This window comes from Flavobacterium panacagri (genome assembly GCF_030378165.1).
Taxonomy (GTDB): domain Bacteria; phylum Bacteroidota; class Bacteroidia; order Flavobacteriales; family Flavobacteriaceae; genus Flavobacterium; species Flavobacterium panacagri.
On sequence record NZ_CP119766.1, the window covers coordinates 5,116,654 to 5,143,238 of the forward strand.

Annotated in this window: 11 protein-coding genes; all 11 read right to left on the bottom strand. The window is 34.7% G+C overall.

Annotation, left to right across the window (positions count from 1 at the left end; translation table 11 throughout):
- Window positions 1-182 precede the first annotated feature (182 nt).
- Window positions 183-1,817 (bottom strand): OmpA family protein, encoded by a 1,635-nt coding sequence (locus P2W65_RS21805; RefSeq protein WP_289661187.1) that lies wholly within the window; start codon window positions 1,815-1,817, stop codon window positions 183-185.
- Window positions 1,818-1,831: 14 nt separating this feature from the next.
- Window positions 1,832-2,737, bottom strand: coding sequence for a PorP/SprF family type IX secretion system membrane protein (locus tag P2W65_RS21810; RefSeq protein ID WP_289661188.1), 906 nt, complete (start codon window positions 2,735-2,737; stop codon window positions 1,832-1,834).
- A gap of 64 nt (window positions 2,738-2,801) precedes the next feature.
- Complete coding sequence (locus P2W65_RS21815; protein ID WP_289661190.1) at window positions 2,802-15,872, bottom strand: PKD domain-containing protein; 13,071 nt, start codon at window positions 15,870-15,872, stop codon at window positions 2,802-2,804.
- A gap of 781 nt (window positions 15,873-16,653) precedes the next feature.
- Complete coding sequence (locus P2W65_RS21820) at window positions 16,654-18,015, bottom strand: helix-turn-helix domain-containing protein (RefSeq protein WP_289661192.1); 1,362 nt, start codon at window positions 18,013-18,015, stop codon at window positions 16,654-16,656.
- Window positions 18,016-18,862: 847 nt separating this feature from the next.
- Entirely contained in the window at window positions 18,863-19,273 is a 411-nt protein-coding gene (locus P2W65_RS21825) for a ribonuclease E inhibitor RraB (RefSeq protein WP_289661195.1), read from the bottom strand.
- 222 nt (window positions 19,274-19,495) lie between these two features.
- Entirely contained in the window at window positions 19,496-19,675 is a 180-nt protein-coding gene (locus tag P2W65_RS21830; protein ID WP_289661197.1) for a hypothetical protein, read from the bottom strand.
- 345 nt (window positions 19,676-20,020) lie between these two features.
- The gene (ppk1, locus tag P2W65_RS21835; RefSeq protein ID WP_289661199.1) at window positions 20,021-22,042 is read right to left on the bottom strand and encodes a polyphosphate kinase 1; all 2,022 of its coding nucleotides are present in this window, start codon (window positions 22,040-22,042) and stop codon (window positions 20,021-20,023) included.
- A 269-nt stretch (window positions 22,043-22,311) separates the two neighbouring features.
- Window positions 22,312-22,605: a hypothetical protein gene (locus P2W65_RS21840; protein WP_289661201.1), complete on the bottom strand. Its 294-nt coding sequence runs from the start codon at window positions 22,603-22,605 to the stop codon at window positions 22,312-22,314.
- 46 nt (window positions 22,606-22,651) lie between these two features.
- Window positions 22,652-23,560: a glycerophosphodiester phosphodiesterase family protein gene (locus tag P2W65_RS21845; RefSeq protein ID WP_289661203.1), complete on the bottom strand. Its 909-nt coding sequence runs from the start codon at window positions 23,558-23,560 to the stop codon at window positions 22,652-22,654.
- 1 nt (window position 23,561) lies between these two features.
- Window positions 23,562-25,136 carry a calcineurin-like phosphoesterase C-terminal domain-containing protein gene (locus P2W65_RS21850; RefSeq protein WP_289661205.1) on the bottom strand — a complete coding sequence of 525 codons (1,575 nt, stop codon included), beginning with the start codon at window positions 25,134-25,136 and terminating at the stop codon, window positions 23,562-23,564.
- Between the two features lie 11 nt (window positions 25,137-25,147).
- The gene (locus P2W65_RS21855; RefSeq protein WP_179005180.1) at window positions 25,148-26,581 is read right to left on the bottom strand and encodes a SusD/RagB family nutrient-binding outer membrane lipoprotein; all 1,434 of its coding nucleotides are present in this window, start codon (window positions 26,579-26,581) and stop codon (window positions 25,148-25,150) included.
- Window positions 26,582-26,585: the final 4 nt, after the last annotated feature.

Here is a 26,585-nt window from a genome sequence, read left to right on the forward strand (position 1 = left end):
GATCGGATGAAATAAATCTGCGTGCTCGGGTATAATTAAGATAATTAAATTATTACTTCCTAAATGAATTAAAACATCATAATTATAAACAAATATAACTAACATCCAAGAAACTGATTAATGCTTTCTGAGTATAGGTAAAAAACAAAAAAGTCTATTTCGCAATGAAATAGACTTTTTGATTAACGTATATCGGTACTTTTTGCAGAAACCAAATCTACTGCACCATCAACTTCCTTTATGACTTCAGGATTTACGATCACAAATTCGGTTCTTCTGTTTAATTGGTGGTCTTCTTCTGAGCAATTCACACCGTTTGAACATTTATTGACCAATTCTGTTTCACCAAAACCTTCAGCTTTGATTCTAGCCGGATCAATTCCCTTTCTCACAATCCAGTTTTTAGTAGACCTTGCTCTTCTGGTAGACAGCGACCAGTTGTAATCATCATGTGCTCTACTATCTGTATGTGAACCTAAATTAATTTTAAGTTTTGGGTATTTCTCCATAATTCTCACTACTCGCTCAAGTTCAATCTGTGCATCAGGTCGGATATATGATTTATCTAAGTCAAAATATATTGGATTAATTTTGACCATTAGTTTACCTCTTACATAAACAAATTCACCTGAAGTTAAATCCAGATTAAGGGCAAGCTCTAAATTGGCTTCGTTTGATGAGGCAAAAGTCTTTTCGTCCATATCATAATAGTCCTTTACAGCGGTTACTTTATAGGAAGAATCACAATTTACTTTTAAATTAAAAACAGCAAATTTATCAGCAATTGTACTTTCAACTTTATCTCCTTTTGCATCATATAAAGTGACTAAAGCTCCTGGCAAAAGTGCTCCTGATTCTTTTTCACGAACAGTTCCTTGAACGAATTGCTTACATTTTGCAGTAATCGGACTAACTAATTCTTCGAAAAAATAGATATCATCATCTCCTTTTCCGCCTTCTCTGTTAGAAGAAAAGTGACCTGTTTTTTTTCCGTTTTGGAAAACTAAAGAGAAATCGTCTTTGGCACTGTTTATAGGAAAACCTAAATTAACTGCTTCTCCTACTCCCTTTTTATTTTGAATTTCTATAGCATACACATCTAAACCACCGTTTCCATCTTTTTTACCATTTGAAGAGTAATAAAGTACATCATCAGCATCAATATGAGGAAACATTTCACTTTTTTCGGTATTCACTTCTGACCCTAAATTATAAGGTTCTCCATAAGTTCCATCCTTATTCACATCTACTGCCCAAATATCTGTAAGTCCCATTGAACCTGGTCTGTTCGATGTAAAATATAACTTGGTATCGTTAGCGTTTAATGAAGGATGTCCCGTATCAAACTGATCGCTGTTAAATGGTAGTTTTGTTATATTTTTCCAATTCCCATCAGTATCGATATCGGCTTTATACAATTGTATTAAAACCCAGCCTTTATCATCGGTCTTATATTTTTTGCTATTGTAATTATCTCTTGAAAAATAAACTGTTTTTAAATCTTTTGTGAAGGTTACATTAGATTCATGCATCTTAGTATTCAGGTCTTTTGAAAACAATTCAGAACCTGTAAATTCACCCGTATTGGTTATAGTTGCTTTATATAAATCTAAAAATGGCTGATTGTTTAAATACCATTTTTTATTTCTTGACTGTTTGGTCTTTTTTGATGATGCATATATTGCAGTGTTTTCACCATAATAAGTCACACCAAAGTCAGAATATTTAGTATTGGCATCTATATTTTTGATATTGTAATTTTGAGAATAAACGACAGCTCCAAATAACAATACTATAATTAAAGTAATTTTTTTCATGTCTTATTTTTTATCTAGAAGAAACGAGGGCTTTTTATTTTTTTCTTATACAAATCAAATAATATCATAATCTCATGAGAGCCTGAATTAAACACTCCATAATTAGAAGTCGTATAATCATAAGCGTATCCAATTCTCATACCCTGACTTATATTGTATCCCACCATAGCGCTTACAGAATCATCTAATCTCATTGAAAGTCCAAATTCTACTTTTTCCTGCACTAATAAGTTTAAAGACAAATCGACTGAAAGAGGTGCTCCTGACGCTGCTTTTAACATAGTAGAAGGTTTCAATTTTAAGTCTTCATCCAAATCAAATACATATCCTGAAGTAAAGAAAAAGTGTGCCTTTTCTGAAGCAGAAGAATAGATTCCGTTTTTCTTGTCCAGATATCTTGATTCAATAAAATTCGGTACAGATAAACCGGCATAAAAACGCTCATTATAGTACATCACACCCACACCAAAATTAGGCGCAACCTGACTTATTGGTGCGTTTAACGGATCTGGATCTACTGTTGTAAATTCTCTAATACTCAAAAAAGTTGCTCCAGCTTTAATACCAAATGCTAATTTATCTTCTTCAGAAAGATTCAAAGTATAGGAGAAATCAACGTATGCATTATCTTCTTTAACAGGTCCAATTTCATCGTGGATAACAGAGAATCCTAATCCCACATTTTTTCCTACAGGACCATTGATAGACAATGTTGCAGTTTGAGGTGCGCCATCAACTCCAACCCACTGCGTTCTTCCTAGGATACCGATACTTGTAAATCCTTTTGAACCTGCATAAGCTGGATTTATAATGTTCATGTTATACATGTATTGTGTATACTGAGGATCTTGTTGAGCAAAAACAGTACTAGTGGAAAATATCAAAACAAAAAATCCAATTAGTATTTTAATTTTTTTCATAAAAATGAGTTTAATTTTTGAAAGGAGAGAAGATTTTAACCTCTTCTCTCCTTAAAGAATAGTTTTATTTTTTTAAATATACCCAGCCCGTTTGTGGCTTTCTTTCGTTGTTGTTGAAGTGAATAGTATAGAAATAAGTTCCTGCTGGAAGCGTCTCTCCAGAGACATTAAGTCTTCCTGTTGAATGACCATCCCACCATAATGGCGTTGTGAACTTGTCTCCATTATGTTTGTATTTGTACACAAGGTTTCCATATCTATTTACAATCTCCATACTAAAGTTTGGATACAATACTTGTAAATGCTCTATTTCAAAAACATCATTTATACCATCACCATTAGGAGTAAATCCTTCTGGGATGTTTAAAGGAACTGTAGGTTCTAATGTTACAGCATCCTGATCGTCTTCCTGTAGTTTATTATTTCCAGGAGTAGAATCGATATCAACTTCATTTGCCGCAATCACTTCTGCAACATTGGTGAAATCACCTGCTGGTAATACATAAGCTGTTACTTTTAATGTTTCTACACCATTGATATCAATAGTTCCTACATTCCATAATCCTGTAACCGCATCGTAAGTTCCAATTGTTGTAGCAGCACTTAAGAATTTGAATCCTGACGGAAGTAAATCTTTTACCACTACACCTGTTCCTCTACTTGGTCCTCTGTTTGATAATGTTATTGTAAATTCAACATTAGTTTCAGCAATTGGTTTTAAGATATCTACCTCTTTAGTCAATTCTAAATCTATTAGAGCTATTGGAGCTGCCGTAATACAACTTTGATTGTTAGCTGGATTTATATCTGTCTGGTGCATTGCTTTTATACTTGCACAATTTTGATAGTTTCCAGATTCGTTAACAATAACATCAACAATCAAAATTTCTGTTTCTCCGTTTAATATCTTGCCTACTTTCCAGTCTCCTGTTACATAATCATAAGCTCCTCTAGTAGAACTATAATTTACGAACGTATAACCAGAAGGAAGTACATCTGATACCACAACACCTGTTGCATCTATATCTCCATTGTTCGTTAATAGAATCTCGAACGAAATCTCAGAATTTACTTTTGGATTCGTATTGTTTTTCAAGATCGTCTTAACAACTTCTAAGTCCACAGATTGATTAGGCGCTGCTGCAGCACAAGCATAATCATCTTCTAAATCATTACCATTTCCTGGAGTAGAATCAATATCTGGTTCGTTGGCTTTCGTAATCTCCGCGCAATTCATGTAATTTCCACTATCCAGAACTCTAACATCTACTAATAAAACCGCTGTGTTTCCAGGTTCTACAAAACCTACTTTCCAAAGACCTGTTGAAGGACTGTAAGTACCAATAGTCGAGCTATAGTTGATGAATTTATATCCCGAAGGAATTAAATCTACTACTTCTACACCTGTTGCTTTTGTTGGTCCATCGTTCATCACTCTTATTTCAAAAGTGATTACATCGCCTACAGCAGGATTGGTAACATTTCCAACAATTTCTTTTGATAAACTCAAGTCTATATAAGCTGTCGGTACAATTGCAACACTACCAATATTATTTGCTGGATTAGAATCTGCCTGATCCGCTTTTACTGCAGTAGTTGTATTCGTAATTGTTGTACCATAAGTTCCTGCATTGACTCTTGCATCAATTGTAAGAGTGGCAACAGCACCGTTTACCAAATTACCAATTGTCCATAATCCAGAACCATTGTTATAATTTCCTGCTGAAACTACATCACTTACATAAGTAACTCCTACAGGTAATTTATCTACTAAACTCACGTTGGTTGCATCACTAGCACCGTTGTTTGTTACTCTAATGGTATATCTAATAACTTCACCTTCATTCGGTGTCGCGTTATTTACTGTTTTAACAACAGCTAAATCTAAGTTCGTAACCGTTATGGTTTCAGTAGGATCATCAAGAGTTCTGTTGGTATCAAATTGATCCTGTGTATTAGATACTGTATTAGTTAATACATTACCTCCTTGATCTAAACCAACAATTGCTTTAATTTCGATAGACCCTTCTTCGCCCGGTTGTAATGTACCTACTGTCCAGTTTGGAGTTGTCCATACCCCTTTTCCTGGAGTAGCTGAAACAAACGTTAAACCAGCTGGCAGATCATCTTTCACTACCAAGTTCGTTACTAATGTTGTTCCTTTATTGGTTACAGTCACAGTATAAGTTACCGTTTCTCCAATGTTAGGTGTACTATTGTTTACTACTTTCTTCAATACAACATCGGCACCGTTTTGAACTATAATTGTTTCTGTTAAATCATCTCCAACAGTTGATGGATCTGATTGATCTCCTTTGGCAGCAGTAGTTGTATTTAAAATCGTTTTTCCAGCTGATCCAGAATTAATTAATACATTAATATCTAAAACTTTGGTTGCTCCGTTTGCAAGATCACCTATAGTCCAGATACCAGAACCATAATTATAGTCAGCTCCCTGATTGTTGCTCACGTAAGTAACTCCAATTGGAAGAATATCGGTTAAACGAACTCCTGTTGCATCACTTGGGCCGTTATTTGTAACTCTAATACTGTATGTAATCGTTTCGCCTTCGCTAGGGTTTGCTTTACTTACTGTTTTTTCAGTTACTAAATCTGAACTTGTGACAATAATTGGCTCTGTTAAATCGTCTCCAACTGTTGTTGGATCAGATTCATTTCCTGCTGCAGGTGTAACTGTATTTACAATAGGGGTTTGACTAACCGTTCCTGCTGCAGTAACTCTTGCATTGATTAATAATGTTGCAGAAGATCCAATGTTGATATTTCCAATATTCCACAGACCTCCAGAATATGTATTGATTGTTCCTCCAGTTGCTACATGCGATACGTAAGCTAATCCCGCAGGTAAATTATCTGTTAGATTTACTCCAGTCGCTGTGCTTGGACCATTGTTTACAACAGTAATCGTATACTGTACAATATCTCCTTGGTTTGGATTTGATTTATCAACTGTTTTTGTGGTAACCAAATCAACTATTTTAACTGGAACAATCGTCACATCTGACTGATCAATTTCATTAGGTGTGTTATTTCCGTGGATAACTCCATTTGGATCTAATTGATCTACTTTAGTAACCTCGGCAATGTTTGTATAATTTCCTGCTGCATTGATGCTTGCAATTACAGTTAATGTAGCATTAGAAGTATTCGTTAAACCTCCTAAATTCCATAAACCATTCGATGCATTATAAGTTCCGCTACTAGGCGTCGCGCTAACAAAAGTGTAACCGTTTGGCAGTTTATCTACGATGTTTATTCCCGTAGCATCACTTGGTCCATTATTTACTGCTGTAATTAAAAACTCAACATTATCTCCAATTCTATGAGGGCTCGCAGTTACAATTGCTTTTGTAAGCGTAATTTCTGCTAGTGCATTTACAGTATCAATATCCGTTTGAGAATTATTATTAACATTAGGATCTTGAACAGCCGATGTTGCACTTGCTGTATTCACAATCTGACCTGTATAGTTACTTGGAACTGCAATTGTTACAGTATAGGTAACTGTTTCTCCTACATTAATACTGCTGATTGTTGCGTTACCAGCGTTTATATCTCCAGCACCATTTGCATTTGGAACTATTGTACCTCCTGTACCAACAGCTGTCCATGTCGTTACTGCCTCTAATATTGGATCTGTAATATCATCAACTACCACTACATTTGTAGCTGTCGATGGACCATTATTTTTAACTGTTATTGTGTAAACATTATTTGTTCCAGGAACATATTTCTCTTTATTATCTGTTTTAGTAACTACTAAATCAGCTTGAGGTATCACTCTAATAGTAATCAAACTATTATTAGACAGATTACCTTCATGATCTTTAATAGTATAATTAATCGGAGTTGGATCTGTAATAAAACCAGGATTTGGTGTGAATGTCACTCTTCCAGTTACTAAATCTACATTCCATATTCCTTCTCCAGGAATTGTTATACTTGTAATGTCTCCTGTTGGATCCTGAACAATATTGGTTCCATTTCCTGGATTAACCAAACTTACTGTTGTTGGATCAACTAAATCTCCTGTTATATCATTAGCTGTAACATCAACAACTACCGGCGTATTAATTGGATTTCCAATTGATAAATCAGGCGAAGTGATTGGAGCATAATCTATTGTGATCGTAGCTGCATTCGAACTATTTCCTTGATTGTCTCTTATTGTATAGCTAATTACTGGTGGATCAATTGTGTATCCTGTCGCTGGAGTAAATGTTACATTTCCAAGAGCATCAGCAATCCAGTTCCCAACTCCTACTACAGAAACTTCTCTAGGAGATACCTGAATTCCACCAAAAACACTTGATGCATCTAGTACTACTGTCGACACATCAACCGTATCTCCCGCTGTATCATTTCCAGAAACATTTAATGTAACTGGTAAACCTGGAGTTCCCGGTGTTGTATTTCTATCATTGGCTGCAACTGGTACATAATCTATAGTTACCCTCGCATTATTAGATACATTGCCATCATTATCTTTTACATTATATTTAATAGGCGCTGGATCTTTATGGAATGTCGGAAGTGGCGTAAACGTAATCGCACCATTTACCGGATTAACACTCCATTTTCCTTCATTCGGAACATCAAAACTTGTAATTCCTTTTGAGTCTGTTACAATAGCTGTTGCTCCTGATGGACTCAACAAACGAACCGTTGAAGGATCTATAGTTCCATCTGGATCTGCATCTATTCCAGAACCGTTATTCGCTAATGGATTTACAGTTACTGCTGTATTTACAGGATTTCCACTGCTTAAATCATTATAAGCTATTGGTGCCTGAGCCACATAAGTTACTGTTACAGTAGCAGTATCGCTTAAGCCCGTTTGTGTTTCTGTTAATTTATATTCTAATAGTGTTGGATTAGATGTAAATCCTACCTCTGGAGTAAATACAATTAAACCAGTTGTTGAATCATAATTCCATGTTCCTTCTCCCGGTACTACAATTGTTGTTTCTACTCCTGTTGTATTAGGATTTAAATCAACAATAGTATTGGCAGGAGTCGCCAAAGTTCCATCTCCTAATCTGTCATTTGTTAGAATGTTTAATGGAGTTGAAGGCTGATTTGTTGTATTACCATTACTAATATCGTTTGTAGCAATTGGTGGCAAACTAACTACAATTGTTTCTTCTAAATCATCTCCAGCTGTTGTAGGATCTGTTTGATCTCCTTTAGCAGCAGTTGTTCTATTGATAATCGTTTGGCCTTTAGTGCCTGCATTTACTTTTGCTGTAATTTCTAAAGTAGCTGTACCACTAACTGCTAAGTTTCCAATAGTCCATACTCCAGATGCATAGTTATAATTACCTGTAGTAACCGTATGACTTTCGTAAGTTAAACCTGCGGGAAGAATATCTGTTAAACTAACACCTGTAGCACTAGTTGGGCCACCATTATTTGTAACTACAATACTATATCTAATAGTATCACCTTCATTTGGTCTTGATGCAGAAATACCTGCAACAGTAACAGCCGAAACTGTTTTTACTGTAACTAAATCTGATACATTAACCGGAGTAACTACTACAGCACTTTGATCATTTTCTAACGGATTATTATTTCCAGGTATTGAGTTTGGATCAAATTGATCAGCACCTGTTACTTCCGCTACATTGTTATAATTTCCTGAAGCTAATACTCTAGCTGTAATAGTTAAAGTTGCACTAGCACTGTTAGCTAAATTACCAACTGACCAACCGCCAGAATTACTGTCGTATGTTCCTACTGAAGGTACTGCGCTTACAAACGAATATCCTGATGGTAATTGATCTGTAACTACAACTCCTGTCGCATTACTTGAACCATTATTGGTTACCACAATAGTAAATACTGCATTTTCGCCAACATTTGGAGAGGCATTCGCTACTGTTTTAAGCAAGCTCAAATCAGAAATCGCTCTTGGAGTACTAGAAACTTCACTTGTGTTATCAGTAAGATTTCCATCCGTTTCAGTACTTGTAGCTGTAGCTCTATTAAGGTAAATACCTGTTGGATTTACAGTAGCTGTAATATTTAAAGTTCTTCTTGCCCCGCTTGTCAGGTTACCTATTGTCCAGTTTCCAGAAACATTGTTGAAGTTTCCTGTTGCATCATCGCTTACAAAAGTGTAACCAGTAGGCAATACATCATTTACAACCACATTTGTAGCATCACTTGGGCCATTATTTACAACATCAATTGTAAATACCACTGTAGATCCTACGTCTGGAGTTGCATTATTTATTCTTTTCACAACTGCAAGATTTACTAATGCAGAAGGTGTAGTCGTTGCTGTTGAAAAATCATCTCCAGTTCCATCATTTGGTGTAGAATCTGGATCTTGCTGATCGCTTGCAATTACTTCAGCATTATTTACATAACTACCATTTTTCAGAACTTTAGCAGTTATCTGAATAGTTTCAGTAGTATTTGCAATAATTGGTCTTGAAACTGTCCAGTCTCCTGTTGTTCTATTATACATACCTGCAGTTGGAACTGCACTTACGAATTCATAACCAGAAGGCAATAAATCTCTTATAACAACACCAGTAGCATTACTTGGTCCTGCATTTGAAACCGAAATTGTAAACACTACATTATCGCCTACTCTTGGAGCAGTTACATCAACATTTTTAGCAACCGATAAATCAGCAATTTGTCTAGGAGTTACAATAGCTTCGCTTTGATCATTCTCTGTAGCGTCATTGTTTCCTGGAGTAGAATTGCTATCTACTTCGTTAGCTCCCGTAACTTCTGCTACGTTATTATAATTACCAGTTGGCAACACTCGAGCTTGAATATCTAAAGTAGCTGTTGCTAAGTTCGCAAGAGTTCCAAGTGTCCATGAACCAGGTGTATTATTATAACTTCCAGCAGATGGAGCAGCACTAACAAATAAATATCCTGAAGGTAATTTATCTGTAACTACAACTCCTGTTGCATCACTTGGGCCAGCATTGTTTACCGTAATCCTGAAGGTTACAATATCACCAACATTAGGCATATTATTATTAACTGTTTTAACTAAACTTAAATCTACTAATGGACCACGAGATATCGTGATTTCATCTTGATCGTCTTCTGTTAAAACATTATTATTTGGTATCGAATTTACATCAGTTTCATTAGCACTAATAACTTCGGCAACGTTGGTATAATTTCCTGTTGCATTGACTGTAGCCGTAACATTTAAAACTGCTGCAGCTCCGTTCGCAATAGTTCCAATAGTCCATAATCCAGTTCCGTTTGTATAAGTTCCGTTTGTAACTGTCGAACTAACATAAGTATATCCGTTAGGCAATAAATCTCTAACCTGCACTCCTGTAGCATTACTTGGTCCTGCATTTGAAACCCTTACAGTAAACACCACATTTGATCCCGCTAACGGACTAATATTATTTACTGATTTACTTAATGATAAATTAATTAAAGCTGTTGGAACAGTAGTTACCGTTGAAGTATTATTCGCAGGGACTGGATCCGTTTGATTACTTGTTGTTACACTTGCTGTATTTCTATATTCATTAGCTGTTCCTGTTATAGGATTTACTTTAGCCGTAATATCTAAATATTCTGTTTTTCCATTTAAAACACTTCCTGAAAGTGTCCAGTTTCCATTCGCCGTATTATAAGCTCCATTAGTCGAAGTATAGCTCACAAAAGTATAACCTGACGGCAACAAGTCATTAACTATTACTCCTGTTGCATCACTTGGTCCAATATTTCTCAATGCAATTCTAAACTTAATGTTATCTCCTACTTTTGGAGTCGCAACATCTACAGTTTTAATAACTTCCAAATCAGCTAACTGAACTGGTGTAATCACAACTTGCTGTTGATCATCTTCTGCTGGATTGTTGTTTCCCGGTGTTGAATCTGGATCATATTCATTTGAATGAACTACTTCGGCAACATTTCGATAATCACCAGTTGCATTTATTCTAGCCACAACAGTTAACAATCTGAAATCGCCACTAGCAATAGTTCCAATATTCCAAGAACCTGAAGCATTAGTATATGTTGTTCCCATACTATTGGTATGACTCACATAAGTATAACCAGAAGGAAGATAATCAAGTACATTTACACCAGTTGCTGAGCTTGGTCCGGTATTCATAACCGCTACCGTAAAAGTAACATTATTGCCAACATTGTATGGACCTGCACTTATTGCTTTTGTCAAACTTAAATCGGCAATTGCTCTTGGACTACTAGAAACACTGCTGATATTGTTAGTCGCATTTGTATCAATCTCAGCTCTAGTTACAGTTGCTGTATTGGTATAAACTCCTGTTGGATTTACCATGGCAGTAATTGTCAAGGTAGTTCTCGCTCCATTTGCTAAATTCCCTATAGTCCATTGACCATTTACACTATTGTAAGTTCCTGTTCCTGCAGTAGCATTAAAAAATGTATAACCTGTTGGCAAAACATCAGTTGCTAACACAGAAGTAGCATTACTAGGGCCGTTATTTACAACTTCAATTGTAAACTGAACTAGAGATCCCACATCTGGTGTGGCATTATTTATTCTTTTTGTTATCGCTAAATCAACATTTGGTGTTGGTGTTAGCGTTAGAGAAGCCTGATCATCTTCTGTTGGAATATCATTATTTGGTGTTGAATTTGGATCAACCTGATCACTTGCTGTGATTTGAGCTGTATTCCTATATTCATTAGCTGTTCCTGTAGCTGCGTTTACTCTAGCTTTGTAAGTTAAGTTTAAAGTAGCTCCGTTTGCAACTGATAAACCAGACCAGTTTATTGCATTTCCACCAGCATTATAATTTCCTTGATTAGAAACACTTCCTGTAATTAAAGCAAAACCTGCTGGTAAATTATCTCTTACTGCAATTCCTGTTGCATCGCGATTTCCTTTATTGGTAACAGCAACTGTAAAAGTTACTATATCTCCCACTCTAGGTGATGCAATATCAGCCGTTTTAGCTAAACTTAAATCGGTTTGACCGATTAACGTAATCTCTACTGTATCAGAATCAACAGCACAAGAATTATTTGAAACGGTATATTTAAACACATATTTACCAGGAATAGTTCCTGCAATTTGTGTATTTGGGCTATTAACATCTAAAATAAATGGAGTATTAGGTCCTGATACAAATGACCATGTTCCTGTATTTGGTGCAGGATCTGTCGCTGCCATTGTAACAGTACTGTATTCTCCTAAAGTTTGGTCTGGACCAGCATTTACAGCTGCAATAGCTGGATTAATGGTTACCAGCATTGTATCTTCTAAATTACATCCTCCACCATTAGAACTTGACCACTTAAATTCATAAGTTCCATTTGTCAAAGCTGATACAGTAGACTGAGCACTGAATCTATTAGAAAAAATAGCTGTAGTTGGTCCCGAAACCTGACTCCATGTTCCTGTTCCAGGATTAACAGGATTAGCATTCATTACTGCTGTAGTGCTATTACATAAATTCTGGTCAGGCCCTGCGTTTGCAGGTGTTGGAGGTGCTCCTGTAAATGTAATATCTACAGTATCTGTGCTCGGAGCACAAACAGATCCATTTCTTACTGTCCAAGTAAAAGTATACGTTCCAACAGGTAATAAATAGGGATTCGCAATTGATAATGTCGATTTAGGATTATTTGGACTGTCAATAACAATTCCTCCATTAGATGGATCAGTGGTTAATGTCCATGTTCCAATTCCTCTTGTCGGTTCTACTGCATCAAGCTGAGTAGCCAATTGACAAGCACTTTGATCTGCTCCAGCATCAGCTGGGCTTGGAGGCGAATAAGCATTTATTCTAACAACATCACTTAAATTATTACAACTACCATTACTAGCTGTCCATTTAAAGATATATACCCCTTCTGTTAATCCCGTAACGTTTGTATTATTTGAACTAGCAGAAGTTATTGCACCACCTGTTGGTCCACTAACTTTACTCCACATACCAGTTCCTGAAGTAATTGAATTACCATTTAAAGTAATTGAATTACCATTCGATAAACAAATATCTTGATCAACACCTGCATTAGGCGTTGTAGGCAAAGCACTATTGGTAACCGTCATGCTGTCATTGCTAGCTCCGCAGGTTCCTGCATCCGCACTCGATATATCGTATCTAAAAGTATAGTTATTCCCAGGTGTAATTGAAGCTCTCGCTGTAGAAGAAGAAAGCGCAGTAATTGTTGCTCCAGTTCCAGAAGTTACACTCCAAGTACCTCTAGATCCTTTTGTACCTTGTAAAATAATTTCAGTTGCATTACATAAAACCTGATCTGGTCCAGCATCTGCAGGAGCATTTACATTTAATGTTAAATCTGCAGTTGATGTTGCACATGATGCACCATTTGTACTAGACCATCTTAATACATAAGTTCCTGTTGTAAGTCCAGAAACCGAAGTTGTTCCACTATTTACATTAGCAAATACTGGATTACTTGGGCCTGAAACAACCTGCCAAGTTCCTACTCCAGCTGTGATTGTGTTTCCTGTTAAAGTTGTACTTGTAGTACAAACTGTTAATGGCGAATTAGTCACTACTGCAGTAGTTGGCGGTAAGCTTACTTTAAAACTTACTTCACTTGAAGCAGAATCACAAGTTCCTCTTTTAACCAGCCATCTAAAAACATAATTTCCAGGGGCTAAATTGCTAAATACCGCTTTCGGATTATTTATATCAGAAACTGTCCAAGAACTATTTCCCGAAACTTGAACCCATGTTCCTACTAAACCTGCTGTAAGATCATTTCCGTTCATGGTAACACTATTTCCTGCACTATCAGTACAGACGTCTTGATTAGCTCCTGCAGCAGACGTTGGCGCAGCAGCAATTGTAAGAGTTGTAATATCTGAAAAAGTAGAACATCCTGAACCAACAACTGATGTAGTCCATTCAAATTCATAAGTTCCGTCTGATAATCCTGTTACATTAGTATTAGGACTATTAGGATCATTAAAAGCCACTATTGTTGGCCCAGACTTTTGAGTCCAAGTTCCTGTAGTACCTGCTGCCGGAGCTGTAGCTGCTAATACAGCCGTAGTTGTTCCTGAAGGCAGGCATCGGTCTGATCCTGCATCTGCTGGAGATGGCGAAAATGTACTTGTAGTATTTACAACAATGTCACTCCAGTCAGGAGCACAATTTGTTGCTGCACTTGTAACAGTCCATCTAAAAGTATAAGAACTGCTTTCTGCCATTCCGTTAACATAAGTTTGCGCACTTGCTGGATTTACTATTGAAACAGCTGGAGTACCTCCAACTTGTGTCCATTGTCCCGTTTGCCCCTCTACTAATGGAGCAGCGTTTAGTAAATAACTGCCTGCGCATACTAGAACAGGTGTTGCCCCTGCATTTGCAACCGGTGGCTGAGATACTGTTATCGATGTTTCACTAAAAGTGTCAACTGAATTGGGTCCACCTGAGATATTCCATCTAAAAACATATACCCCAGGAATCAAACCGCTTACATTAGGATTATAATTATTTATATTATCAAAAGTAGCCGTATTAGGACCGCTAACTTGCGACCAATAACCAGACAAACCAGAAGTTGCCATCAAAGCTGGGTTATTACCTGATAATTGAGTTGATGTAACCCCGCAAAGCAAAGCCACTGTAGTACCCGCATTGGATGGTTCAGGACTTAATGAAACAACAACTTTAATATCAGCAAATGCTTCTGAACAGCCAGTGGCAAAACTACCGCTCGTATATCTTCTTGCTCTAAAAGTGTATGTGCCCGGTCTGCTTAAACCTGAAAAAGTAAGATTACCTCCACTAATACTTGCAGACGGCGAAGCACCTGCCGGACCACTTACAAATATAGCCTGACTGGCATTACCACCTGTTGTAACCATTGCTACACTTCCTGAGGTAGTGTTTACTGGTAAAACAACAGTATCCACGCCATTGTTCAAAGTAAGAGTTGTTGGGCTATTATAATAACGAACCGTAAAAGTAGATTGCGTCTCACAATTTGGGTTTACTACATTATTCCCTTTAATTTTATAGATAAAAGTATAAGATGTAGTGGTGCTAAAATTTAACCCTGTTATTTGTGTAGTTGGACTATTAGGAGAAACAATAGTTGCAGTTGAGTTTGTACTCCATTCAACAGTTTCACCTGCGTACAAAGGTATATTTCCCTGTAAAATTGTTGAAGTTATAGAATTGTCGCAAAATGTTTGTGAGTTATTTGTTCCTCCTGCAGCTGTAACATCTTGTGTTGCTGCTGGTACATTTATTGTTACTGTATCAGAACCTACAGCACATGGACCTTGAACTAACCATCTAAATACATAAGAGCCTTGCGTTAAATTAGAAACTGTCGCATTTGGAGTATTAGCATTTGTAATGGTTGGCATAGTAGGTCCTGATACAAAAGACCATGTTCCCTGCTGTGTTCCTGTTCCATTTCCTCCTATCGATGCATTTAAGCCTGCGGATTGTGTAGCCGTGTAACATTCTGATAAATTTTGATCAGGGCCTGCATTTGCAATAACTTCACCTCCATAGTTAGTTACTACTATTGAAGAAGACGATGTACAAGAAGAAGAAGAAATTCTCCATGTTAACTGTGTATCACCAGCTGCACTTGGAGACAATGTTATTGTTGCGTTTGGCGAATTTGGGTTATTTATTGTCACACCTGCATTATCTGCACCGCTTTTTACCCATAATCCTGTTTCACCTGGATTTAGGGGAGCATTTGCAGACAGCGCGTAGGTACCAGGACAGCCTTGTATATTATTTCCAGCTCTTGCTATAGTTATTGGATTTACTACGATACTTACATCTTGATAAGTTGTTCCGATCGCACAAACTCCTGATAAACGGAAAGTATAAGTATTACCTCCAACAGCTCCAAGAACTGATGTTACTGGATTATTAGGGTTTTGAATAACCACTGAAGGACCTGCTATCTGAGTCCATCTATGACTTACTATGTTACCTCCCACAACACCATTTAAAACAAGTGGATCATTGGCACAAATTGTACTAGGTATTCCAGCATTTACAGAACAATCCTGAGAATAAGCGCTTTCACTAAAAAAAAGGATAGCAAATAGTGCTAAAAAACAGGAAAGTACAGTATTAAAATTGGATTTTTTGTGTTTAGACGAGTAGTTTTTTTCCATAAATAATCTTAAAATAATGTTCTTTTATAAAAGTTTCCTTTTAAATCTTCTTTATTTAAATTCTAAAAAATTCATTTTATAACAGATAGTGGCTATTAAACCCAAAAGGTCATCAGAAGCTCTGTTAACTTCCTTGACCTGCTATTTCTAAAGTTTAATATTTTCGATTTTATTAATGCCTCATTTGTATTTTGGGGCTAAAGTTCCTCACTTCAAAAAAGGTGAAAAACAAAAAAGTATGCGCCTTTTTCATATTTGGGTGAAAAGAATACAAAAAGAAATTTCTCTTCCCAAACAGCCATTTTCACTTCATTAGCCCGTACAAATTCCGGGCGAAATTAAATAATCAATGAGCGGAAATTTAAAGAAAGGCTTTCCCGATTGCGTAAAATAAAAAGCACAAAGGATCACAAAAAAACGTAACTAACTAAAAAGCAAACAATTATTAAAAATATTTTATTTAGTTTTTTTTAACAGAAAATAAGAAGAGGATTACACGTCTAATCTGAGCCAAAAAACTACAAGCTAAATTTGTAAAATTGATCTTATTTTTTTACTCATCAAGCGCATCGCTTTTTTTATAAATTGCTAAAATTCGTCTAAGAAGAGATGCTGTTTAATATAAAATAAGAGATAATTTAAGATCCATCTATTACAATAGTAAGACAGAATTTACTTTTAATTTTATACCAATTAACAGCTAAATCTAAAAACTAAAAGCACCAATTTTAAGAATTAAAATTGATGCTTTTTTGTATGAAACTATTTTAAACCAATTGCTCTAAAGGTCTTTTTTTTCTTCGTCACGCTCTTCTTGGAGATCCGTAATAAAAGTTAATGGAGAAACACCTGTCACTTTTTTAAAAGTAGTAGTGAATCTGCTATGAGAAGAAAAACCGCAGAGATCTGCTAAAAAACTTATTTTATATTTTAAAAAATTACTGTCATTTTTCAAACGATCTGTAATATATAGAATACGCAGTTCATTAATATAGCCTGCAAAATCTTTTGATTTATTTTTGTTTATCACATACGAGATATACCGCTGATTTATGGATAGTTTTACAGCAACATAATTTAGCGAAATATCTTTATTGAGATAAAAGTGAGATTCCTCAAGCTTTTGTATTTTTTCTAAAATAGCACTTTCTGTTGCTTCAGACATATATTCTTTAGAAGGTTCCTGCTTAGATTTTTCATCTTCATCTTCATGATCTATTTCTGTAATATTGTCGCTGATAGTATCAGAATTTGTTTCCCCTTTTTTTCTTCTAAATATATATACTATAATCGCAATTAAAACAATAAATATAAAGCCCGCAAGAATTATAATGATTTTACTCTGCTGATACTTCGACTGATTATTAAGCTGCTCATCTCTCAGTGTTTTAATCAATTCGTCTGTATTAACTTTACGGCTGTCTTCCTCATCTTTTTTTAACTTCAAATTCAGTTCATTATACTTAATGTACTTTTTATAGTCATTTTTTTTATAAAATTGCATCAAGGAAGCATAAACTTCCTGTTTTAGCGTAAAGAAATTTGACGCTATTGCAATTTCTTCTGCCTTTTGGTAATTCAGAAGTGCATTTTTATAGTCACCTTTACTTGCATATACGTTTCCAAAACCATTTAAAATAAAACCTTTCAGCGGACTATTTGAAGATTCCGATTCAGCAAGTTCCTTTTCAGCGTTTTGAAAATAAGTTAAAGCTGAATCCGAATTTTTTAGAAAAAGATAATTTTTTGCAATAAGTTCATCATTAACAGCTATGTGGAATTTTTTATCTATACTAGAATCTGCCAATTCAAATAATTTTTTTCCAACCTTTAGATTTACAATTGCTTTGGAATAATTAGAAGCATACATCTCATAATAGGCCGTTTCCTGAGACAATGTTCCTTGAAATTTATACATTTCATTTTTGTCCGCAATTTTTTTACTAACTGCAATTGCATTCTGTAAATAAACTTTTCCAACACTGTAAATTTCGTATTCACGATAAATAGTTGAAAGAAAACCATTTATTCTCGCTTGAAAATTATAATTTTTATCAATTACTGCTAGGCTATCTGCTCGTTTTAATGCTTCTACAGCTTCATTTCGCATGCCATGCTGGCGCAAAAGAGTAGCCCTAAGCATGGACGCCTTAATACGTTCAGTATTATTAGCTGCAATTTTATAAAGATAGGCTGTATTTCGTAAAGCCTTTTCTGGATTTGAACTTAGTAGTACTTTCGATGTTTCATTAAAAATTTTATCGTATTTCGAACTTTGAGAATAAATAAAGTTACTAGAAACGAAACATATAAATAGGAGAATAGTAAATTTTAAGCGCATATAGATAATAAGAAAATAAAGCTTTGCAAAATATTGCTGTTTATTCGTGAAATCAATTAATCAGTCTAAAGATCAATTACTACTCCAGGAATACAATAAAGTTCTTTCGTTTTCGTTTTTATCAAACTAAAAAGAATTGGATCTAACTTGTAAAAATCTAAAATGGTATTGATTAAAGCTGGAAACTTAGAATGATGGCAAAGCTACAAACCATTACACTCTAACAAAAACAGCTTGGTGTATAGACTACACTTCACGTGGTGCAAATTTAAGACATCGGGTATACATATACTACACAAAATCAGTTTAAAATTTCAAAAAAATACATTTCATTATTATTACAATATTCCCTATTTTTTACCTAAAACAATTCAATTTTAAACAAACTTACTATTAAATTTCATCGAATACTGTAAAAAAAAATACGCTTTTTCAAAATGCTAAATCTACTAAAATCCAGATTCATTAGATAATTTATATAATACTATTAAAAAAGTAAACGCCATCGAATCACAATGGCGTTTCTTTGTCTTTATAAGATTGTATTATTTTCTATAACTTAGATTTGTATTTATAAGAAATTAAACCTAAAACACTGTAAAATTGTGTGTATGATATTTTTTACAAAGAGATTAAAACATATATAATCCTACTTAAACTGCAATTCAGTAACAATTTCCCAGCAGTCAAAACTGCAGTCATGTTTGTACCCTATTTCACTCATTTCAGCAACCCATTTGCTTAGAGATTCATGCATCATTCTAATTTCGGTTGTTCTTCCAGAAATTACAAAAATGTTCTTATCGTGCGGCGCTATTCCATAATTAACAACATAGCCCATATTTTGCATTTCTTTTTCTAATGCCTCCGCTTTTAGAAGAGAATCTGAATAGAAAAAATAATCAATTCTTAGTTCATCTTCTTCTTCAATTGCAGCATCTCGAAGACTCACTAAAGATTCTGTTGCCAGCCGATAATGCTTAACTAAATTTGCATTAAAATCATTTTCAGAAACTAATCTTTTCTCTTTTTTAGGTTTTAGGAAATTTAAGATACTCATTTTTAAGGCTTGTTGTTTTAATTACTTTTAACAAACATATATAAATATTGCATCACAATAAAGCTCATAATAAAAACTTAACATTGAAATGTTTAGCTGTAAAATAAGGCATCCAAAAACGCTTATTTTTCAGACTTGTTTATTTAAAAGTTATTAAATCATAAACTTAAAAAAAATAGTATGGTTTTCGCCAAACTTCCAAAAGACACAATAAGTTTTTCTCTAAGCATTATGAATCATTTCCCAAATAATGTCAATCGTAAAAAGCGTTTTTAATCGGGTGCCACAGCTCAAATATATCCAAGTTCCTTTAGACTCTTCCACTGAAAACATGCAAGTAATTTGATGGATATTTACTGTGTACTGAGTCAGATCATCTGTTCTAAACTGAATTGTTTTCATGCAGGAAAATGGATTAGCAGGTTGTTTGAATCTAGCTTTATCTCTTAAAGCAGTAGTGTCAAAATTATATAATATCCCTAATTTTCCTATCCCTTGTAAATTTAAAAGAACATTATACTTGCTTCAAAGAATCTTAAAGAATAATCAATCAAACGGCTTATTTACGCCTTTAATCATTTTCATTATTAAGCAAATGCAAAATTAAATCCATCAATCGGATATCTCTTACAGTACTCCATCATATAAATTTAATATTGGAAAAACAGATCAGAACTTATTTTACAAGATTCCTTTCGACATATCAAAAAAACTGAACATAACGTTCAGACTTTTTTCAAATTGATTTTAGGATATTCTATTCGCATCCGCTATCCAATTGTAGGTTTCTGTCTGTGCTCGTCTTGGTATTATATGATCTTCAATTTCCAATTCATTTAATCCTTCGCTATTTATTGTTCTTCTTTTAGTATTATCTTCTAATTGAAGCTGAATTAACTTATTTATTTCCTGAATATGTTTTTCATCATGTAAAGGAAATGCCACTTCTATTCTTCTGTTTAAATTTCGACTTAACATATCCGCAGAAGATAAATAAATTTTTTCCTGACCGTTATTTCCAAACTTATAGATTCTGGAATGTTCTAAAAACATATCTACAATACGGTAGATTTTTATATGCTCTGACACTTTTCTAATTCCAGGCAAAAGCGTGCATATTCCACGTACTATTAATGTAACTTCAACTCCAGCCTTATCCGCTTCAATCAGTTTATCAATAATATCTTTTTCATCTAGTCCATTTACTTTTAAAAATACAGAAGCTGGCTGTCCCATTTTTTTGTTCTTTATTTCCGTATCTATCAGTTCCAGCAATTTTTCTTTCATATTAAAACCTGCGGCTAAAATATGTTTCGGTTCAGTACTTTTTTTCTTGGTTTTTAAAAAAGTAAAAATCTTTTTCAAATCATTAGTATAGGCCGTTTCTGCTGTAAAAAAACCAAAATCTGAATAGATATTGGCTGTGCTTTCATTAAAATTTCCTGTTGATAAATAGGCATAATTCTTTTTATTTCCGAATTTATCTTTCATCGTAATCATGGCTGCTTTGGCATGCACTTTTAAATTTGGAAGACTTTGAATAATTTTAATGCCGGCATTTTTCATTTCTTTAGACCAGAACAAATTATTATGCTCATCAAAACGCGCTTTTACCTCAACAAAAACGGTTACTTTTTTTCCATTCTTAGCCGCACTGATTAAAGCATTTGCTATTAAAGATTGAGAAGAAATTCGATATAGCGTAATTTTAATCTCCGTAACATTTTTATTAATTGCCGCTTGATTGAAAAATTGGAGCACATAATAATACGATTGATACGGAAAATGAAGTAACTGGTTTTGCTTTTTTATAACATCAAAAATCGATGTTTTGTTTTCAAAAGGCAGATGCGGAAGATTTGGATAAAATTTCCCCTGAAGCTTTGGTTTTACAGGATTTGGAAACTTAAATAAATCGAAAAAATTATGATGGCTTCCGCCTTTTATCATTTCACTTTTGTAAAGTTTGAAGGCTTTTTTACAGATTGAAAAAGAGTCTGCATCCATATTGGAATCGTATAGAAATCTTGTGGCAGAACCTCGTTTGCGCTCTTCTATTTTTTCTTCAATTTTGGCTATTAAATCGCCCGTGCTTTCGTCTTCAATTAAATAATTTTCATCTCGGTTTAATTTTATGGCATTGCATGAAATGATTTTATCTGCTGGAAATATTAACGATAAACACTTTCTAATTATGGTATCAATTGAAATAATATAATTTGTGTTATCTATGTTTTTCAACTGCTTAAAACGATCCAGTTTATCTGAAGGAATATTTAAATAGGCGAAATTATAGTTGCCTTTACTGTCTTTTAATTTTACCAAAAAATACAAACTTCGGTTATTCAAAAAATAAGTTCTAGGCTGATTTACTGTAATGTAAACAACCTGAATATAAGACAAAATAATACTTTTAAAATAATATTCAATCTCTTCCAGATGTTCTGGCAGCAGTTCCTGATATTCATAATAGATAATATCGTTTAAAGCCAATTCGGTCAGGATGGAATAACTCCATATTTTTCCAAATCTATTTTGCTGTCGATTTACTTCTTTTAGGACATCTTCCAGAAGATCGCTATTTTTCTTAGTCTTCTTTTTCTGCAGTTTATTAATCTTGACTCTAAAAAACTCATCTAGATTTGAGGAATGAATCGCCAAAAATTTGATTCGGTCGTATACTGCATTATTTAAGTCTTCAGCTTCATCCAAAATACAGTTATTGAAAGAAAGCCAAGAGATTTCTGAAGGAATAAGATGGTTATGCACGTTTTATATTTTGATGGTTAAAACTGAATTAACAATACTAACTTCGTAAATTTAAGTCATTAATTTTTCTCTACTCCATCACAAAAACAAGCAATTAACTAAAAAATAATCTATTGCTAACATCGTGTACTAATACCTAACCTATTTCTGACATCATTTTTGGCAAAAGTTAAATATGGTTTAAGAAATCAAAAAAAGTAGAGAAGCACAAAAACCTCCAAGATTTAACCTGGAGGTTTTATAACTATGATTTAGTTGAATAAATAAAATTAAAAATTTAATAGTGGCGGATTTTTTTGCCCTTCAGAAATCAGTTTTCGGTTTCCTTTGTTTATTGCTGTTCGTACTCTTTTTTTCTTTCCCTCATATTCCTTAATACATCTTTCGAGTTCGCCGTAAAGCTTATTGTATTTCTCATATAACTTATCCAGTGATTCCATCCCTTCTCGGATTTCTGATTCCTGTGATTCTTCTAACACGTAAGAAAATACAGCAGACATCGCTTCAAACTTATTGAAAGCCGCTGTGATAATCCGGTGTTCTCTGGAACTTATTCCGTTCATTCTTAAATTTCCTTTATTAAATTAATTATTCCAAAAAAATATTGTTTTACAAAGTCAGTTTTTGCAATACTTTTTCAGGATAATCCGTAATTATTGCGTCTACCTGAAGCTGTATCATATTGTCAATTACTTTATCATCATTAACAGTCCACGGAATGATTTTCATCTTCAGCAATCGAAGCGAATCGACTGCTTTTTGGTTGAGTAATTTATAATGCGGACTGTAAATTTCTGGCTTAAAATCAAGCAGTAAAAGATTTTTTGACACACTGCCTTCACCAACCAGATAGGCGATTTTTGTTTTAGGATATCTTTTATGCATTACATTTAATACAGCTGGATCAAAAGACTGAATATTGATCTTTCGCTCAATATCTTTGTCTTTGATGATTTTCATTACCAAATCAGTAAAAGCTTCCGGTTCTGGCTGTCTTTTGCCATAATCTGATTTTTCAGATTTGATTTCGATATTGTATCGAACCGGTTTCAGATTGTTTTTAGCAATATATTCTTCAACACCATCCATCACTTCTGACAATAAAGGCTTGTATGTTTTTTGTTTTTGCTGCATCGGAAAAGAAGTATTTCCTCTCGAACCGCTGTCAAACTTTCTGATGCTGTCATACGTCATTTCATAAAGGTTATAACTCTTTTCTTTTTCCTTAGTAATAGGTTTTCCTTCGCTGTCAAGCATATATTGCGACGACATAAATACCTCATGAGAAACCACGACTTTCTTGTCTTTAGAAATCACAACATCAAGCTCTACGACATCAACACCTTTTTTAACAGCACTAATAAAAGCAGGAATAGAATTTTCTGGAAAATTACCGCGATCACCGCGATGTCCCTGTACTTCTATTGTTCTTTTTGCTGTCACTGTCTTTTGGCTTCCGCAGGAATATATTGCTGCTACTGCAATTAAAACACAAATTATCTTTTTGAGTTTTAGCATCCTATTTCACTTTATCTATTCTGTAAGTGGCATTTGCAGTGTGCGTTTTACCAAACATATCTGTTGCTTTGATTTCAATCGCATGTTCTCCAATAGCAAGATCAGAAGGAATGTTTCCTCTCCAGACATGAGTACTTTTTTCAGGATCAGAAGAACGTTTTCCTGGCATTAACACCTCAGACAATTCCCATTCATAAACCAATTCAACATACGACGGATCTTGTACTTCTACATATTCCATTTCTTTCCATTCTCCTTGATCTACGCGATACACCACTTTATCTTTTTTACTTCCCATAAAAAAATTGGCAAATACACCCGATTTGGTACGTTTTCCTTTTGCTACGACTTTTGGAGCGAAAACTTTCATTTGATAGTTCTCTGGTTTTCCAGCAACTTTATAATCAACGGTATATTTATTTCCATTAAAATGAATGAAAGCATACCCTTTTGGAGTTCCATCTCTCATAACCGAAATTGGAATTCCTTTCTCATCCAGTTTTCCGGAATACCAGTCGCCTGATGTGGTTCCGATATTATAATGATGATGCGGAGTTTCTTGTAACCAGCCGTCTTTCTTTTCGAAAAAATCTTGTCTTTGTAAATGCGTATGTGCCGAAAGGGAAAGTGTATTTGGGAAATCTTTCAACAATTCAAATAACTTTTGACGGTCTTCATCTCTGAAAGAATCGTCTTTACTGTCCGGTTCGCTTATCGGAATATGGAAAGCCAGAACAATCAAATTGTCTTTTGGAACCGTTTTAAGATCATTTGCTATAAACTGCATTTGCTCTTCAGTAAATCCTCCCCAATAACCTTCATGATCTCTTGGGTCTGGATACAAAACATCATCCATCACAATAAAATGCACTTTCCCATAATTGAAAGCATAGTTAGCTGGGCCAAAATGAGCTTCATAGGTTTCATCTGCCAATTTATCTTCTTTGGCGTCAAAATTTAAATCATGATTTCCTAAAAGATTGTACCACGGAATTCCAACTTTTTTTACTGCCTGAATATACGGATTGAATAAACTAAGGTCATTCCCAACCAAATCTCCCATACTTAAGCCAAACGGAATATTTTTAATACCTTCGACTTCGGCAACAATTCCTCTTGTAAAAAAATCAACTTCTTCTAAAGTATAAGGTTGCGGATCTCCAAAAATAAGCGCCGTAAAATCATTGGTTTCGTTCTGTGGAAGCAATCCAAAATCTACAGAATCCGGCAGTTTTCCTGTTGGTGCAACTCCTTCAAACTTTCCCTTAGGAGAACCCGCTGGTTTATGATTATAGAAAAACTGAGGCAGATTATCTTTATTAACCTGAATCTTATATCCGGAAGGTTTGATTACAGCAATTATAGCATCACTTTGCAACGGCAGTTCGTAGTTTCCTTTTTTATCGGTTAAAACTACTTCACGTCCATTGGTTACTGCCACATTTGCAATCCCTTTTTCTTTCTTTTCCTTTTTACCGTTTTGATTTAAATCTTCAAATACGATTCCTTTTACGGTTGTTTGTGCTGTTAAAACGCCGCAAAACAATAATCCGCTGTATATAAATGTCTTTTTCATTTCTTACTATTTTATTTATCCCACCAAACTTTTGTATTGATATTATCGCCTCCAACCATTTCAACTGCCTTGTGATAGTTTTCGGTATTTTTAATCTGCTGATTGTCTGGATAAGTGAATCTTGACGGCATAACTCCATTGTTTAACATGGCAGTTGTTGTTGGCAATACAGGAAATCCTGTTCTACGATATTCAAACCACTGCTGATAATCAGTAAAATATAAAGCGTAGTATTTCTGCAGCATGATTCTTTCCAAAGTTCCATCATACTGTGCTTCCGGTTTACTAAAATAAGTCGTTGGAGTTGTCGCTTTTAGTTGCTCTATCCCTGCTCTCACTCCTTTTTCATAATGTCCCGCAGCGTCTGCAATAAGACCTCTTTGTGCTAATTCTGCTTTAATAAATTCAACCTCAGCATACGTTAAAAGAAAAATCTGCATCGGATTTTGCACCTGTGTGTTCAAAAGTGTCGAAGCATTATATTTGAACTGAGAATCAGAACCCGCATAAGCACTTGTAATTCCTTTAAATCCAATTGGTGCGTTCGTAACTAAAGCAGTCGCGCCTGTTGCAATTATAGCTCTTCTCGGGTCTTCAAGCGTATTTAAATTATCAATAAAGAAAGAAGCCATTTTGATGTTAAGATTGAAATCCTGCGGTCTTCCCCACGGAGAAACATTCGGCGATACACCTGTTACTTTCAAAATAGCACTTTCGGCAGTATTGGTAAAAACAGGATAAACCTCAGGATGATCTGCCATATAAGCGAGTTTTTCAAAAGCACCAATTTCTGTTCTGTTTGAAACTCTTAGCAATAATCTCATTTTTAAAGAATTGGTAAACTTCTTCCATTTCAGAACATTATTTTGAAACAGAATATCTTCGGTATAAATCATTGCTTTACTTGTATCATAAAGCGTATTGGCTCTTTCTAAATCAGCTAAAATGGTTTCATAAATAAACTCCTGTGTGTCGTATTTCGGATATAAAATACCATCTTCTCCTCTTACTGCTTCAGTCATTGGAACTGGCCCAAAAAGATCTGTAAGATTCGCATACACTAAAGCATTCAGCGTTAATGCCACTGCTTCATAATTGCCATCTCCTGCTTTTACAGAAGCCATTCGCATTTCTCTGATATTGTTCAGCCATTTGTAATAATTATTCCAAGCCGAGTTTCCAATATTATTGCTTACATCATAACGATGCAAACCTCCCGTAATACTTGGAAAAGGAAGTGAAACCTGCATTAGGTTGAAAGTAACATCTACACTCTGTGATGCATTCTGTGAAGCTACTCCGTAAATAATTGGATTAATTAAAGTGCCCGGACTTATTTCGGTAATAAGATTAGGGTTTTCGTTCAGCTCTTCATAACTTCCTGTGCAGGAAATAATCAGTCCTGTTAGCAGTAATAGTATTGCAGTAATTTTTATCTTTTTCATTGTC

Coding starts and splice junctions, on each gene's coding strand:
- P2W65_RS21850 (WP_289661205.1), bottom strand. CDS start 25,136: ATGAAAAAGACATTTATATACAGCGGATTATTGTTTTGCGGCGTTTTA.
- P2W65_RS21830 (WP_289661197.1), bottom strand. CDS start 19,675: ATGAAAACAATTCAGTTTAGAACAGATGATCTGACTCAGTACACAGTA.
- P2W65_RS21855 (WP_179005180.1), bottom strand. CDS start 26,581: ATGAAAAAGATAAAAATTACTGCAATACTATTACTGCTAACAGGACTG.
- P2W65_RS21815 (WP_289661190.1), bottom strand. CDS start 15,872: ATGGAAAAAAACTACTCGTCTAAACACAAAAAATCCAATTTTAATACT.
- P2W65_RS21805 (WP_289661187.1), bottom strand. CDS start 1,817: ATGAAAAAAATTACTTTAATTATAGTATTGTTATTTGGAGCTGTCGTT.
- P2W65_RS21820 (WP_289661192.1), bottom strand. CDS start 18,015: ATGCTTAGGGCTACTCTTTTGCGCCAGCATGGCATGCGAAATGAAGCT.
- P2W65_RS21810 (WP_289661188.1), bottom strand. CDS start 2,737: ATGAAAAAAATTAAAATACTAATTGGATTTTTTGTTTTGATATTTTCC.
- P2W65_RS21845 (WP_289661203.1), bottom strand. CDS start 23,560: ATGCTAAAACTCAAAAAGATAATTTGTGTTTTAATTGCAGTAGCAGCA.
- P2W65_RS21825 (WP_289661195.1), bottom strand. CDS start 19,273: ATGAGTATCTTAAATTTCCTAAAACCTAAAAAAGAGAAAAGATTAGTT.
- P2W65_RS21840 (WP_289661201.1), bottom strand. CDS start 22,605: ATGAACGGAATAAGTTCCAGAGAACACCGGATTATCACAGCGGCTTTC.